This is a genomic window from Bacillus sp. FSL K6-3312 (genome assembly GCF_038007485.1).
Taxonomy (GTDB): Bacteria; Bacillota; Bacilli; order Bacillales; family Bacillaceae; genus Bacillus; species Bacillus pumilus.
This window is the reverse complement of the sequence record NZ_JBBOXI010000001.1, coordinates 827,668-841,790: the sequence shown is the minus strand read 5'-3', so window position 1 is coordinate 841,790 and position 14,123 is coordinate 827,668. Positions and strand designations below refer to the sequence as shown.

The following is a 14,123-nucleotide window of genomic DNA, read 5'->3' as shown; positions in this document are numbered from 1 at the left end:
GATGGGTCGTAAGTGGAACAACATTAAAGAAAAGAAAGCATCAAAGGATGCCAGTACAAGTCGTATTTACGCAAAATTCGGTCGTGAAATCTATGTGGCTGCCAAACAAGGTGAGCCAAACCCAGAATCAAACCAAGCACTTCGTTTTGTCCTAGAACGTGCAAAAACATATAGTGTCCCAAAACACATTGTAGACCGTGCCATTGAAAAAGCAAAAGGCGGTGCGGAAGAGAATTTCGATGAGCTGCGCTACGAAGGATTTGGTCCAAATGGATCAATGGTAATCGTTGATGCCCTTACCAATAACGTGAACCGTACAGCGTCAGATGTTCGTGCGGCATTCGGGAAAAACGGTGGAAACATGGGCGTAAGCGGCTCTGTTGCCTACATGTTTGACCAAACAGCTGTCATCGGTGTCGAAGGAAAAAGTGAAGAAGAAACGCTTGAGCTTTTAATGGAAGCAGACGTTGATGTACGTGACATCATGGAAGAAGATGAAACAGTGATTGTGTACGCTGAACCAGATCAATTCCATCAAGTACAAGAAGCATTCAAACAAGCCGGCGCTCAAGAATTTACTGTTGCTGAAATTACAATGCTTCCTCAAAATGAAGTGACATTAGATGATGAATCTAAAGAACAATTCGAGAAACTAATCGATGTATTAGAAGAGCTTGAAGATGTGCAGCAGGTTTATCATAATGTGGATTTAGGGGAATAAAAATTTAAGCCATAGTCGAGGTTGGGTTCATTCAACTGCTGCTATGGCTTTTTTATTTTCTCAAAACATGTAATATATAAATAAAATGTTAATTTCTACAACTCTTTAAGGAGCTGAGCTTCATTTTTAAAACATGGTGGTTTTCTTATTATGGATTTATGATCATTCCTATTCTTGGGCTAAGTTTAATTTTCAGCAACTTCATGATAGTAACAAAAATTTTCTTCTTTCTCTTCATCGCATGGTATTTATATACCATATTTGACTTTTACAAAAGTGAATTGAAAGGGAAAAATGATAAAACCAATTAGCAAAAAACAGTCATCTCCCCTTGATAAGAGGAGATGACTGTTTTAATTCATCCCTTGAAACCCAAACGTCAGGTGATCCTGAACAGGAATCCAAGCGCCGATTCCTTGTGAAGTCACGTTTTTCACGACGAGTTTGCGTTTATTTCCTTTAAGCACAAGGTACACTTCTCCGTATGTCACCTTTCCTTTTTCGTTAATCGCTGGTGCATAGGCATGTAGTGAAGCTGCTTTTTTCGGAGAGACATGGTACGACTGATCTCGTTTTGTTCCTGCGCCAATGACTGTGTCAAATGCGAGGGGTAGCTTTGTTTTTTGAATGGCTTTTTGCATCATCAATGTTTTCACATCTTCCGGGTTTGGTACCTTTGCTGTGAGCCCGCCGCTCACTTTGACTTGCTGCTTTTGAACGTATTTGCCAATGGCTGTTTTGTTGCCGCCTCTGTTATCAATGTGATTCGTATTCACTTTTTTGTATTCCCAGTTGGCCACCGTTTCGTTTGAATCATAGCTCAGTGCCCATCTGCCAAGGAAAATGGTCGCGCGGTAACCAACAGCTAATGGCGTCCCTGAAATGCTGGATTCATTTAGCATTTTGATCAAATGGGTATTCTCAATAGGAACATTCGTTGTTTTAAACAATTCGGCTGTCAGCTCGCTCGGTTGGAGCAATGGCTGGTCCTGTGACGCATTCGGATACGTATTCTCCTTAGAAATACTGGCGACAGACGATGGCACCTTAAATGACTTCGCCGCCTCCGCTGGAAAGCTGTATAGAAAACTTAAGGATAAGAGAACAACAAACATGATGCGGGGCATCTTTTTCATATCATCACTCTTTCTCATTCATTTTTCCATAGTATTTTCCGCAAAGACGTCCCTTATCCACAAAAGATTATAAAAGGAAAAATCCAATCGCCATAATGAAATAGGCAGCAAGTAATGTGGCGCCTTCAAACCAATTGGTATCTCCGTCATTTGATAAAATGACTGTGAGTAACACAGCGGATGCCATCGCAATGAGCTCTGGTAAGGAGAAAATGAGCGGCATCTGCGTATCGAAAAAAAGAGAGCTGATGACAAGGATTGGTGCCACCATCATCGCAACCTGAAGTGTGGAACCAAAAGCAATTTCCACTGCGACATCCATTTTGTTTTTATACGCCATGATGACAGCAGAGGCATGTTCTGCGGCATTGCCGACGATGGCCACAATAATGACTCCGATAAACAGCTCACTCCAGCCAAATTGTTCTCCCACTGTATCAAATGTATGGACGAGGCGCTCTGAAATGTACGCAACGGCCATCGTTGCAAGCAGCAAAATCAAAGTGGCAAACTTACCAGACCATTCAGGTATTTCTTCTTCCGTCTCCGCATCCCCATCCAAGGTCTCCTGCTTGGCAACATAGACACCGCGGTGGCTCACCAGTTTGAAATAGAGTGCTGCAACATAAAGCAAAATCATCACAATGCTAATGCCAATGCTTAAAACAAATTGCTTCTCCTCAGCCATTTCCACCGAAAACACTTCTGGAATGACAAACGCCACAATAATGGCAAACATGAGCAAGCCCGAGTTGTGCCTTGCATCGTGGACATTGAACACTTGGCGCTTATATTTTAATCCGCCAACGAAAAAAGACAGTCCCGCCACAAGCAGTAAGTTTCCGATCACTGAGCCAGTTAACGACGCAAGGACGATGGCTGTCAGTCCTTGCTTTAAAGCAAAAAACGAAATAATTAACTCCACCGCATTTCCAAATGTGGCGTTTAAAAGCCCGCCAATTCTGGGACCTGCTATGATGGCAAGACTTTCTGTGGCTCTTCCCATAAAACTAGCAAGACCAATAATCGCGATACAATACACAGCAAACATGATGACCTGCGGAAAATGAAGAAAACTGCCAATCACCGATAGCGGCACACCAATTGCGACAATCACAAGAAACAAACGATTCATACAGCCATTCTCCTTTACATATGTCTGACTGTTATTCTTTCGTGAGTGCCGGCATCGTATACATTTAGATTCGCTCGTGTGACATGGTGATGTCGATACTTCCTTTAACGGATTGCACCATGGAACAATGCTTCATCGCAAGCTTCATCACTTTTTCTATTTGTTCATCAGAGGTACTGATACGTTCAAAGATTATATGTAAGTGGATGCGGGAGATTTTGTTGGCCGCTCCTTCTCTTGTCGTTTCAGGTGTGATGGTCAGCCCTTCATAGGATATTCGTTTTTTCTCGCATACATGAGTAAGCATTTCTCCAAAACAACCTGCAATGGCTGAGGTGAACAACTGATATGGCCGGTATCCAGCTTCTTCTTTTCCTGAAATATGTAGTTGTCCATCATCAGTATTTGCCACCCACCGATCATTTTCGTATGTCAGCTTCATTCCTTTACCACCTTTCTATTGAAACCCCTATGGTTCCATTGTACGATGAAAGCATGAACTTGTAAGGAGCATCTTATGTCGAGAATTCACTTTATGATTTTAATTTTACTTGTATCTGTATCTGGTTTTTCGCAGGGAGCGTTATTGCCTGTCATTTCGATTATTTTTGAACATGCCGGGACTTCTCCTACGTTAAACGGACTGCATGCCACAGGCTTATATCTCGGCGTGCTGCTAGCATCTCCCTTTATGGAAGCGCCGCTTCGCCGATTTGGATTTAAGCCGTTAATTGTCATTGGAGGCGCCGCTGTCTTTTTAAGCTTGTTCAGCTTTGTGTTTTTTGAATCTTATGTTGTCTGGTTCTTCCTGCGGCTCATGATCGGGATTGGTGATCATATGCTGCATTTCTCTACACAGACTTGGGTGACCTATGCGTCGTCTTCAAGAAATCGCGGGCGAAATATTTCATTGTATGGGTTATCCTTTGGACTTGGTTTTGCCGCTGGACCTTTTTTAACTCCACTCATCGAAATTAATCCATCTTTACCTTTCATTGTTTCCGGTGCTGTTAGCTTATGTATTTGGCTGCTTGTTTTTGTTTTGAAAAATACATATCCAGATACGGGCGAAGTGCAGACGTCAGAGCAGACAAACAGTTTGAAGCGCTTTAAGAAAGCCTTTCAATTTGGCTGGGTCGCCTTTATGATGCCGTTTTGCTATGGCTTTTTAGAAACGACACTCAATAGCAACTTCCCTGTGTATGCACTTAGAAGCGGGGTGACCGTAGATGCAGTGGCGTTTATTTTACCTGCGTTTGCCATTGGAAGTATTGTCTTTCAGCTGCCTCTCGGTATGCTCAGCGATCGGTTTGGCAGGCGCCGCATCATTTTATGTGTGACTCTCGTTGGGTCTTTCTTTTTTCTACTAGCAGGGATTTTCATTCAATCGGTTTTAGCTGTTGCGATTTGTTTCTTTATTGCCGGAATGGCTGTAGGCTCTACCTTCTCACTTGGCATCAGTTATATGACAGACTTATTGCCAAAGCATCTGCTTCCTGCTGGAAATTTGATGTGCGGAATGGCATTTAGTGCGGGAAGTATTCTAGGGCCTGTTCTCGGTGGAATCTTTGTGCAAACGTTTGAAGGAATGAATTTACTTTACCTTGTCAGCATCGTGATATTGTTCGTATTTTTCTGCGTTCGATTTGGGCGAACGGCGGCAGTGGTGGAAAGTCATTAAAATGGAGGGTCGACCTTTGTTTTCATACGACGTCACAAATGAATTAACGTTGGCATCTCTACAATTAGATGATGCGGACACATTATTGGAGCTTATTCAAGAGAATCAGGCTCATTTAGGGGAATGGCTACCGTGGGTTCATCACTGCAAAAGCATAGAGGATGTCAAAACGTTTATTCAATCGACTCAAACCATCTACAATGAACAAAAAGGGTTGGAAGCTGGCATTAAGCTGAACGACCAATTGATCGGAGTGTTCCGCCTGACGTTTAATCAGAAAATAGGCAATATCGGTTACTGGATTCGTCAAGACGTGCAAGGTCGGGGCATTGTGACAACGATCGTGAAATATATGACAGAAACATTTTCTTCAAAAGTCGATGGATTTGAAATTTTTTGTCCCGTAGGTCATGTTCGAAGTGAACGTGTAGCAATGAATGCCGGATTCGAGCTAGATCCTCACTATGAGTCAAAGCCTGATGCCGCTTTTATCCTTAAACGATATATACGATTGTGAATGAAAAACTCCCCTGCACCCATGCAGAGGAGTTTTTTTCATTTAGTGATATCCATTTTGCCCGTTCGCACTGCCGCTTGTTTTGTGCTTAGGCTGATGGCCTTTGTTTTGTTTCGTATTGCTTCCGCCTTTTTTCGATTGTTTGGACATATGTGGTTTCCCCCATCCATTCAGTTTGAACTTGATCGTTCTTCTTTAGGATGCCCGGATTTCTTTATAGTTTGCCTGGTACGATTTTACGCTTATGTAAAAGCGCATTGAGCTCACCGCCAAGGATAATCATGATGCCGGTTAAATAAAACCAGATCATTAAAATAATGATTCCCCCAATACTTCCGTACATCGCACTGTAGTTGGCAAACTCGCCTACGTAAAATGAGAACAGCATGCTGACCAAAATCCAGCCAATCGATGCAAAAATGGCACCTGGCAGAACAAATTTTAATTTCAGCCTAATGTTTGGAGCAAAATAGTATAAGGATGTAAAAACAATCAATAAAATTAGCGGGCTAATGATCCATCTCATTGCAGTCCATACGGTGAGAAAGGCGTCTGACTGCCCAACTAATTTAGCGACAAATAAACCGAGTTCTTTGCCAAAGACAGGTAGCATCAGGGCAAATATAATGGTCAAAACCATCGCGATCGTTAAGATGATCGATGTTAAACGTACGAGAATGAAGGAACGATTCTCCTCAACTTCGTAAGCATGGTTAAATGCTCTGACGACGGCATTAATGCCGTTAGATGCTGACCAAAGGGCGGCAATAATCCCGAACGACAATAACCCGCCGTTCCGATTATTCAGCGTCTGTTCGGCAATGGATTCAATCATCGAAAGCGCTCCTTCTGGCGCATAGCCAGAAATGACGCTCAGAACATCCTTTGAAGTCAGGGGCAAATACCCGACCAGCGTCAGCACGAAGATGAGAAACGGAAATAATGAAAGCAAAAAGAAATAGGCAAGCTCAGCAGATTTTGCCGGTCCTTCATGCAGCAAAAAGCGTTCAATTAACGCTTTAATAAAACCCATACGCCTCATCTCCAATGATCAATCTGTCTGTTTCGATTGAAAGTGATCCTTTGTTTCTTCAATAATTTCTAATACCCTTGGGGTTGTTTCCTTTAACTGATTGACCTGTTCATTTAAAAATGACAAATCATCTGAGACTGTTCGCATCAGCTGCTTCGTTTCTTCCAGCTTTTCTTTCATGCAAGCCGATATTCTGCCTGGCTCCTCACGGTACTCATCAAGCTTTTGCTGGCAGTCATTCCATTTTTCTTTGAGTGCAATTCTTGTTGGCCGATGAAATAAAGTCAGCAATGCGCCGCAAGCTGCACCTAAGAGAGCTCCTCGGAGCACGATTTGATTTTTTTCTTCCATCTCGTCTGATCTCCTTTCAGTTAAAGGTGGTTCTCTTTCTTTACATACGTCAAAAAACGGTCAATTCCTGTTTCAATTAATTCATGGACTTCCTCAAAGTTCCCAGAGTAATAAGGATCTGGCACATCATCTCGATCGTCGTCTTCTACAAAATCAAGAAGACGGCCAATAAAGTGATGTTTCCCATAGCCGGCTATACTGCGAAGTGCCCCAACATTTTCAGCATCCATCACAATGATATAGTCATATGTTGTGATGTCCTCATCCATGATTTGTCTTGCGGACATTCCTTCATAGCTGATGCCTTTTTCATCAAGCAGCTTTCGCGTTCCTTCATGCGGAGGACTGCCTTGATGCCAGCCGCCAATACCTGCTGAATCAATCACAAAGTGCTCGCTAAGCCCCTCATCTTCTACTTTTTTTCTAAATATGGCCTCTGCCATCGGTGACCTGCAAATATTGCCAAGACACACGAATAACACATGAATCATCCTTCATTCTCCTCCTATCTTTTCCCTAAGAGTTCTTTTCGAAAACCTTTTCTCTATCATATCAAGCCCTTTTTCTTTTGGAAACTTTGCAAGAAAAACTCTCATCGGCATTGACAAAATACACAAAAACAGGAGAAACTTTAGGAGAATTATACAAACAAAGGGGGATATTAGATGGGGATAATTGAGCAGTTTGTCACAACGATGAACAATTTTTTGTGGGGGCCTCCCCTGTTGATTTTAATTGTTGGTACTGGAATATACCTCACCTTTCGCGTTCTCTTCATTCAAATTAGATTACTTCCTTATTCTTTAAAGCTCGCTTTTTCAAAACAAGACAAAATATCAGAAGGGGATATTTCCCATTTCCAAGCGTTAATGACGGCTCTTGCTGCAACTGTCGGTACAGGAAATATCGTAGGTGTGGCCTCGGCTGTTATAGCGGGTGGTCCTGGTGCAGTATTCTGGATGTGGTTTGCTGCATTTTTCGGGATGGCCACCAAGTTTGCAGAAGCTGTTCTTGCTGTGAAATACAGGGTCAAAAACGAAAAAGGCGAAATGTCTGGCGGACCTATGTATTATTTAGAGCACGGGTTAAAGCAGAAATGGCTAGGGGTGCTATTTGCTGTTTTCGGTGCCAGTGCTGCCTTTGGGATCGGCAACCTTGTACAGTCTAATTCCATCTCCGGCGTTATGAATTCTACTTTTCAAATTCCAACATGGATAACAGGTATCATCATTACAGCTTTTACGGCACTTGTGATTTTAGGCGGAATTAAAAGCATTGGCCGGGTCACATCTATATTTGTACCGGTCATGGCTTTATTTTACGTCATTTGCGGTCTGATCATTCTTGTTATGAATGCTGATCTTGTTCCAGGCGCAGTCGGTCTTATTTTCTCAGATGCCTTTACCGGTCAAGCCGTGGCAGGTGGTGCAATTGGGACTGTCATTCGCTGGGGTGTGGCACGAGGAGTATTTTCCAATGAAGCAGGTCTTGGGTCAGCACCAATTGCTGCTGCGGCTGCGAAAACGGATATGCCTGCCCGTCAAGCTCTCGTCTCTATGACGCAAGTGTTTATCGATACAATCATTGTTTGTTCTATCACAGGCATTACCATTGTCATGGCAGATATGTATTTAACAGTGAAAAGTGATGCACTCACCTCGTTATCCTTTGCACATTTCCTCGGTCCAGTTGGCTCAACCATTGTGGCAATCGGTCTGCTCTTGTTTGCCTATTCCACCATCATTGGCTGGTCCTATTATGGCGAAAAATGCTTTACATATTTGGCGAAGGATTCGTACGTCATGTATTATCGCATCGTGTTTGTTATTGCTGTCTTTTTCGGTGCCGTGTTTAAAAATGACTTCGTCTGGGGTGTGGCAGATATGCTGAATGGACTGATGGCGATTCCAAACTTAATTGGGCTCATCGGTTTATCAGGGGTTGTCGTATTTGAATCCAAACGAATCATTGATAAGATGAAGCAGGAGAAAAAGGAGAAAAACATCTCCGTATCGTCTTAATAGCCCTTTTATTCTTTTGCTTTTCTGTTAAAATAGACATATTATTCAACACTTATGCAGGAAAGGACGTGCCGCCCTTGTCAGAGCAAAAAGCGGCTGAAGTCAATCAGCTGATTGAAGACATTTCGCAAAAGTTAAATATGCTGAACATTGGAGTCATCAAAGCAGAAGACTTCAGTCCAGACAAGTACGAAGATATCGAATTTCTTCACCAAATGGTGATGAAAAAATCTTCATTCAGCCCAAGTGAAATGCAAGCCATCGCAAGCGAGCTAAAAAACTTAAGAAAATAATGGTGCAAAAGGAAACGGTTTTTATGGTCTACACGCAGTTTTCTTACATCATGCACACAAAAAGCCAGCACCCCGCAAGATGCTGGCTTTTTTATATCCTTTTACAACTTCGTTATTTCTCAAGCAGTTTTAATGATTCACGGTTAAAGGCTGGAATGTCATCAGGTGTACGGCTTGTCACAAGCTGATCCTGACAAACGACGACTTCTTCGTCTTTAAATTTAGCGCCTGCGTTTTCCATATCGACTTTGATGGATGTATACCCAGTCGCGCCTCTTCCTTCAAGCGCCTTCGCTGTAATGAGCAATTGCGGTCCGTGACAGATCGCAAATACTGGTTTTTTCTCATCCATAAATGCTTTAGTGAATTGGACGTAACGATCATCTGCACGCAGAATATCTGGTGAGAAACCGCCAGGAATGAGAAGTGCATCGAAGTCTTCAGGCTTCACGTTGTCAATAGACGCATCCACTCTCACTTCTGCCTCTCCTTGCTTCCCTTTCACTGTTTTTCCTTTTTCATTTTCAATGACTGTCAACTCATGACCTGCATCTTTAAAGGCTTTTGCAGGCTCGGTGAATTCAACATCCTCAAAGTAATCTGTTAATACAACTGCAATTTTCTTACCCATGTAGAAACCCTCCTGCTTAATTATCGTTTACACTACACACTATACCCGGGCATGTTGAAATCAAACATCCTATCCCTATCAGAAAACCCTTTATGATAAAAATAAGCATTTCGACTCATTCACATTCCCTTAACAAGGTAATTCGTATGATTTATGTTATCTTTACAATAATCTGCAAAAAATAACTACAAAAGTTAACGAAACATTTCTACAATAGGTATTGTGGTCAAAAAAATTAGAAAGGCGGAGATCAGGTGAAGAAGCAAGCACATAGGTCTAAACGAAGGAAAAACCTGTCTATTCTGCTCACTTCCATTATGATGATTAGTCTCATTCTCCCAGCAGTACCTACTCATGCAGAAACAGAAAACGGCAAAGCCGTAAAGGTCAGCATCTTAGCCACAACCGATGTTCATGCGAACATGATGAATTATGATTATTACAGCGACAAAGAAACAAATGAATTTGGTTTGGCAAAAACAGCCGAGCTCATTGACAAGCACCGATCACAAAACCCAAATACACTCCTTGTGGATAACGGAGACTTGATTCAAGGAACCCCTCTTGGAGAATACGTTTACAAACATGAGAAAGACAGCATCATCAATCAAACAAAGGTTCACCCTATTATTCATACACTCAACAAACTAAAATACGATGCAGGAACACTTGGCAATCATGAATTTAACTACGGATTATCCTTCCTTGACGGTACCATTGCGGGCGCAAACTTCCCGATTGTCAATGCGAACGTCAAAAAGCTAAATGGAGAACACCGTTTTACACCTTATGTGATCCAAGATAAAACCTTTAAAGATGCAAACGGAGCTTCACAAACTGTGAAAGTTGGTTACATAGGATTCGTTCCACCACAAATCATGACGTGGGATAAGAAGCATTTAGATGGACAAGTCCAAGTGCAGGACATCGTCGAATCTGCCAATGAAACCATTCCTGAAATGAAAGAGAAAGGCGCAGATGTCATTGTCGCTCTTGCTCATACAGGAATTGAAAAAACCGCTTCACCTAAAGGATCAGAAAATATGATCTTTGACCTTGCCACGAAAACAAAAGGCATCGATGCCATTGTATCAGGCCACCAGCATGGCACATTCCCAAGCGCTGAATATAACGGCGTCGACAAATTCAATGTCTCAAAAGGAACCATCAACGGCATCCCAGTCGTCATGTCAAAAAACTGGGGCAGCTACCTAGGGGTCATTGATTTAACACTAGAGCCTGATGGCAGCAACTGGAAGGTCACAGACGGAACAGGCAAGATCGAATCTGTTGCCGGAGTATCATCTCAAAACAGTACCGTAAAAGACGCCATTCAAACAACGCATCAAAACACACTTGATTACGTGAGAAAGCCTGTTGGCAAAACAGAAGCAGACATTAATAGCTTTTTCGCTCAAGTGATGGATGACCCTTCGATTCAAATTGTGACAGATGCCCAAAAATGGTATGCACAAGAAAAAATGAAGGACACATCGTATAAAAATTTACCGATTTTATCTGCAGGTGCTCCGTTTAAAGCCGGTGGCCGAAACGGTGTAAACTATTATACAAATATCGCAAAAGGAGATTTAGCGATTAAGAATATCGGCGATCTCTACCTTTACGATAACACTGTGCAGATTGTGAAACTGAAAGGCAGTGAAGTGAAAGACTGGTTAGAAATGTCTGCCGGTCAGTTTAATCAGATCAAACCGAACGATTCAAAAGAACAGCCGATTTTAAACGAGGAATACCGCTCGTATAACTTTGATGTAATTGACGGCGTGACATACCAAGTCGATGTGACGCAGCCTGCTAAATACAGCACAACAGGCACACTTCTCAACGCCAATGCCAACCGCATCAAAAACCTGTCTTACAACGGGAAAACCGTCTCTGACAATCAAGAATTTTTAGTCGTAACAAATAACTATCGTGCTTCTGGCGGCGGAGGCTTCCCTCATCTGACGCAAGATAAAGTAGTGCTTGCCTCAGCAGATGAGAACCGTCAAGTACTGATGGATTATATTATCGAACAAAAAACGATCAACCCAAGTGCAGATCAAAACTGGTCTATTGCACCGATCAAAGGCGCAACAGTCACTTTTGAATCTTCTCTTTTAGCCAAACCGTTTGCTAAAGAATCAAGCAGCGTAGACTTTATTCGTAATGCAAGTACAGATGGTCTTGGTGTGTACAAGCTAGCCTTTAAAGACGATGGCACAACAGAACCGCCTACATCAGACAACTGGAATTTAACAGTGATGCATACGAACGATACACACGCACACCTTGATGATGCGGCAAGACGCGCAACAAAGATCAAAGAAGTCCGTGCTGAAAACAAGAACAATATTCTATTAGACGCTGGAGATGTCTTCTCTGGTGACCTGTACTTCACAAAGTGGCAAGGGCTTGCCGATCTGAAATTGATGAACTTAATGAAATACGATGCCATGACGTTTGGTAATCATGAATTTGACAAAGGTCCTTCTGTACTCCGTCAATTCCTGACAGGTGATGCATCAGATGTCGATCCGAAAAACCGTCATCAATTTGAAAAGCCTCGATTCCCGGTCGTGTCATCAAACGTGGATGTCTCGAAGGAAAAACAATTGAGTGACTTAATGAAAAAACCAGCCTTATTTAAAGCTGGTGAGAAAAAAGAAGCCGGGATTTACCCTTACATCCTGCTCGATGTAAACGGTGAAAAGGTGGCCGTATTCGGTTTAACGACTGAAGACACAGCCATTACATCCAGCAGCGGTCCTAACATTCAATTTAAAGATGCGTACAAGAAAGCAAAAGAAACAGTCAACACCATTCAAACAGAAGAAAAAATCAATAAAATCATAGCGTTAACACACATTGGCTACAACCGTGATCTTGAGCTCGCTCAAAAAGTCGATGGGATTGATTTAATCATTGGCGGTCACACGCACACACTTGTAGAAAAATTAAAGGTCATCAATAAAAAAGAACCTACGATTGTCGCTCAAGTGAAAGATTACGGACAATTTTTAGGAAAAGTAGACGTAGCCTTTGACAAAAAAGGTGTCATCCAGCCAAAAGAATCTTCTTTTGACCTGATTCCGATCGATGACTCTGTCAAAGAAGATGCAGAGGCAAAAGCGATCCTTGATGGATACAAAGCAGATATTCAAGATTTAAAAACAGAAAAAGTCGGACATACAGATGTTCTTTTAGATGGTCAACGTGAGCATGTCCGTGCGAAGGAAACGAATCTTGGGAACTTTATTGCCGACGGCATGCTGCAGAAAGCGCAAGAATCTGCTGGAGCTGACCTTGCCATCACAAACGGCGGCGGTATTCGTGGAAGCATCGAAAAAGGTGATATCACTTTAGGTGATATTTTAACGGTGATGCCTTTTGGAAATACACTTTATGTCGCAGATTTAAAAGGCAGTCAAATTAAGAAAGCTCTCGAACAAGGGCTGTCAGGCATTGAGGAAGGTGGAGGCGCATTCCCTCATGTAGCTGGCATTGAATATACGTTTACACTCAGTAAACCAGCTGGAAGCAGACTGATTGATGTGAAACTGAAAGATCAAAAAGGTCAACTGACAGACATTGATGATGAGAAAACATACCGCGTAGCCACAAACGCATTTGTTGGCACAGGTGGCGACGGCTACAGCGTCTTTACAGAAGCCTCTCACGGTGAAGACTTAGGGTATGTCGACTATGAAATTTTCAAAGAGCAAATTGAAAAGGCAGACGGTCAAATTTCGCCTGTTATCGATCACAGGGTGAAAGAAGTGTTCCTTCCTCGCGTGAAAGGAAAAGGCGCTTACGACATTCAAGATGATAAAAAATTCCAAACGTATGTACAGCATACAAACAAAGCATTGCTCTATTTAGACAAAGCAAGCAAAGCGAAAAACGTTCAATTGTCTCTATCAAAAGCGCAAGTAGCCGAGCTGAAAAAAAGAGAGCAAGATCCAAACGTCACCATCTATCATGACAAAGTGGGACTCGCATTACCGCTCTCGAATTTGTCCGAGACAAGCGCAGATATATGGATGACAAAGACGGATAAAGTGAAAAACGCATTAACGGATACGTATGATTTCCAAATCAAACAAGACAAGAAAAAGGTCTCGACCTTTAAAGACCCTGTCACACTATCCTTTACACTAGACGAGCCTCAAAAGGCGAAAAAACCTAGTGTATATTATGTGGATCGCAAGAAAAATCGTTACACCAAAACTAGTAATGGATCATTTGAAAACGGAGTCGTATCAGGTCAAACTGAGCACTTCAGCGAATACACGGTCCTTAACCAAAGCGGGGCAGTTGGAACAACTCCAGATCAAACTGGCGGAGACGGCGGAACAACAGCACCAGGCGGAGGGACAGGTACAGATCCAAACCAAGATGGAACAAGCCTTCCTGGCGGCACATTGCCGAATACTGCCACAATGATGTATACAGCTGTATTGATTGGCGTGCTCATGCTCGCTGCTGGCGGTATCCTATATTACTACCAGCGCAAGCGTACAAGAAAAAATGTATCATCCTAAAGGAAAAGGACAGAGCCTATGCTCTGTCCTCAGGCTGTCGAGAAAATCTCGACAGCTTTA

General features: G+C 42.4%; 13 protein-coding genes. 6 read left to right on the top strand and 7 right to left on the bottom strand.

The features are described 5' to 3' along the window. Position 1 precedes the first annotated feature (1 nt). Positions 2 to 721 (top strand): YebC/PmpR family DNA-binding transcriptional regulator, encoded by a 720-nt coding sequence (locus tag MHI11_RS03995; RefSeq protein ID WP_044139732.1) that lies wholly within the window; start codon positions 2 to 4, stop codon positions 719 to 721. Positions 722 to 1,074: 353 nt separating this feature from the next. Here the strand turns inward: MHI11_RS03995 and MHI11_RS03990 are convergent, their stop codons facing one another. From MHI11_RS03990 to MHI11_RS03980, 3 genes are all read right to left on the bottom strand, one after another. Then, a complete protein-coding gene (locus tag MHI11_RS03990; protein ID WP_106056770.1) occupies positions 1,075 to 1,857 on the bottom strand; it encodes a YfkD famly protein in 783 nt (260 codons plus the stop codon). A gap of 67 nt (positions 1,858 to 1,924) precedes the next feature. Further along, positions 1,925 to 2,992: a calcium/proton exchanger gene (gene cax, locus MHI11_RS03985; protein ID WP_340909452.1), complete on the bottom strand. Its 1,068-nt coding sequence runs from the start codon at positions 2,990 to 2,992 to the stop codon at positions 1,925 to 1,927. A gap of 64 nt (positions 2,993 to 3,056) precedes the next feature. Further along, entirely contained in the window at positions 3,057 to 3,434 is a 378-nt protein-coding gene (locus MHI11_RS03980; protein ID WP_268506800.1) for an OsmC family protein, read from the bottom strand. Positions 3,435 to 3,509: 75 nt separating this feature from the next. Here MHI11_RS03980 and MHI11_RS03975 point away from each other — a divergent pair, with 75 nt between their 5' ends. Both MHI11_RS03975 and MHI11_RS03970 read left to right on the top strand, forming a co-directional pair. Beyond that, on the top strand, positions 3,510 to 4,673 hold the full coding sequence (locus MHI11_RS03975; RefSeq protein ID WP_003218010.1) for an MFS transporter: 1,164 nt from the start codon (positions 3,510 to 3,512) through the stop codon (positions 4,671 to 4,673). Positions 4,674 to 4,689: 16 nt separating this feature from the next. After that, positions 4,690 to 5,190, top strand: coding sequence for a GNAT family N-acetyltransferase (locus tag MHI11_RS03970; protein ID WP_106066738.1), 501 nt, complete (start codon positions 4,690 to 4,692; stop codon positions 5,188 to 5,190). A gap of 214 nt (positions 5,191 to 5,404) precedes the next feature. On the opposite strand, the gene MHI11_RS03965 is transcribed toward MHI11_RS03970, so the two are convergent. From MHI11_RS03965 to MHI11_RS03955, 3 genes are read right to left on the bottom strand one after another with little or no spacing between them, the layout of a single operon-like run. Beyond that, positions 5,405 to 6,223, bottom strand: a complete 819-nt coding sequence (locus MHI11_RS03965; RefSeq protein WP_044139737.1) for a YihY/virulence factor BrkB family protein — start codon at positions 6,221 to 6,223, stop codon at positions 5,405 to 5,407. Between the two features lie 18 nt (positions 6,224 to 6,241). Beyond that, entirely contained in the window at positions 6,242 to 6,574 is a 333-nt protein-coding gene (locus tag MHI11_RS03960) for a YtxH domain-containing protein (protein WP_106030313.1), read from the bottom strand. Between the two features lie 20 nt (positions 6,575 to 6,594). Continuing rightward, positions 6,595 to 7,065, bottom strand: coding sequence for a low molecular weight protein-tyrosine-phosphatase (locus tag MHI11_RS03955; RefSeq protein WP_340960502.1), 471 nt, complete (start codon positions 7,063 to 7,065; stop codon positions 6,595 to 6,597). A 174-nt stretch (positions 7,066 to 7,239) separates the two neighbouring features. Between MHI11_RS03955 and MHI11_RS03950 the strand changes: the two genes are divergently transcribed. Continuing rightward, the gene (locus MHI11_RS03950; protein ID WP_065097474.1) at positions 7,240 to 8,595 is read left to right on the top strand and encodes an alanine/glycine:cation symporter family protein; all 1,356 of its coding nucleotides are present in this window, start codon (positions 7,240 to 7,242) and stop codon (positions 8,593 to 8,595) included. Positions 8,596 to 8,672: 77 nt separating this feature from the next. Beyond that, positions 8,673 to 8,888 (top strand): DUF1128 domain-containing protein, encoded by a 216-nt coding sequence (locus tag MHI11_RS03945; RefSeq protein ID WP_003214000.1) that lies wholly within the window; start codon positions 8,673 to 8,675, stop codon positions 8,886 to 8,888. Positions 8,889 to 9,000: 112 nt separating this feature from the next. Here MHI11_RS03945 and MHI11_RS03940 read toward each other — a convergent pair whose 3' ends face one another. Next, a complete protein-coding gene (locus MHI11_RS03940) occupies positions 9,001 to 9,519 on the bottom strand; it encodes a type 1 glutamine amidotransferase domain-containing protein (RefSeq protein WP_106066736.1) in 519 nt (172 codons plus the stop codon). A gap of 254 nt (positions 9,520 to 9,773) precedes the next feature. Between MHI11_RS03940 and MHI11_RS03935 the strand changes: the two genes are divergently transcribed. After that, positions 9,774 to 14,063: a multifunctional 2',3'-cyclic-nucleotide 2'-phosphodiesterase/3'-nucleotidase/5'-nucleotidase gene (locus tag MHI11_RS03935; RefSeq protein ID WP_340960501.1), complete on the top strand. Its 4,290-nt coding sequence runs from the start codon at positions 9,774 to 9,776 to the stop codon at positions 14,061 to 14,063. The last annotated feature ends 60 nt before the right edge of the window (positions 14,064 to 14,123 follow it).

What these genes read in the sequence shown, in the direction of transcription:
- MHI11_RS03980 (WP_268506800.1), bottom strand. Translation starts at nt 3,434, where the DNA reads ATGAAGCTGACATACGAAAATGATCGGTGGGTGGCAAATACTGATGAT.
- MHI11_RS03950 (WP_065097474.1), top strand. Translation starts at nt 7,240, where the DNA reads ATGGGGATAATTGAGCAGTTTGTCACAACGATGAACAATTTTTTGTGG.
- cax (WP_340909452.1), bottom strand. Translation starts at nt 2,992, where the DNA reads ATGAATCGTTTGTTTCTTGTGATTGTCGCAATTGGTGTGCCGCTATCG.
- MHI11_RS03990 (WP_106056770.1), bottom strand. Translation starts at nt 1,857, where the DNA reads ATGAAAAAGATGCCCCGCATCATGTTTGTTGTTCTCTTATCCTTAAGT.
- MHI11_RS03975 (WP_003218010.1), top strand. Translation starts at nt 3,510, where the DNA reads ATGTCGAGAATTCACTTTATGATTTTAATTTTACTTGTATCTGTATCT.
- MHI11_RS03995 (WP_044139732.1), top strand. Translation starts at nt 2, where the DNA reads ATGGGTCGTAAGTGGAACAACATTAAAGAAAAGAAAGCATCAAAGGAT.
- MHI11_RS03960 (WP_106030313.1), bottom strand. Translation starts at nt 6,574, where the DNA reads ATGGAAGAAAAAAATCAAATCGTGCTCCGAGGAGCTCTCTTAGGTGCA.
- MHI11_RS03955 (WP_340960502.1), bottom strand. Translation starts at nt 7,065, where the DNA reads ATGATTCATGTGTTATTCGTGTGTCTTGGCAATATTTGCAGGTCACCG.
- MHI11_RS03940 (WP_106066736.1), bottom strand. Translation starts at nt 9,519, where the DNA reads ATGGGTAAGAAAATTGCAGTTGTATTAACAGATTACTTTGAGGATGTT.
- MHI11_RS03965 (WP_044139737.1), bottom strand. Translation starts at nt 6,223, where the DNA reads ATGGGTTTTATTAAAGCGTTAATTGAACGCTTTTTGCTGCATGAAGGA.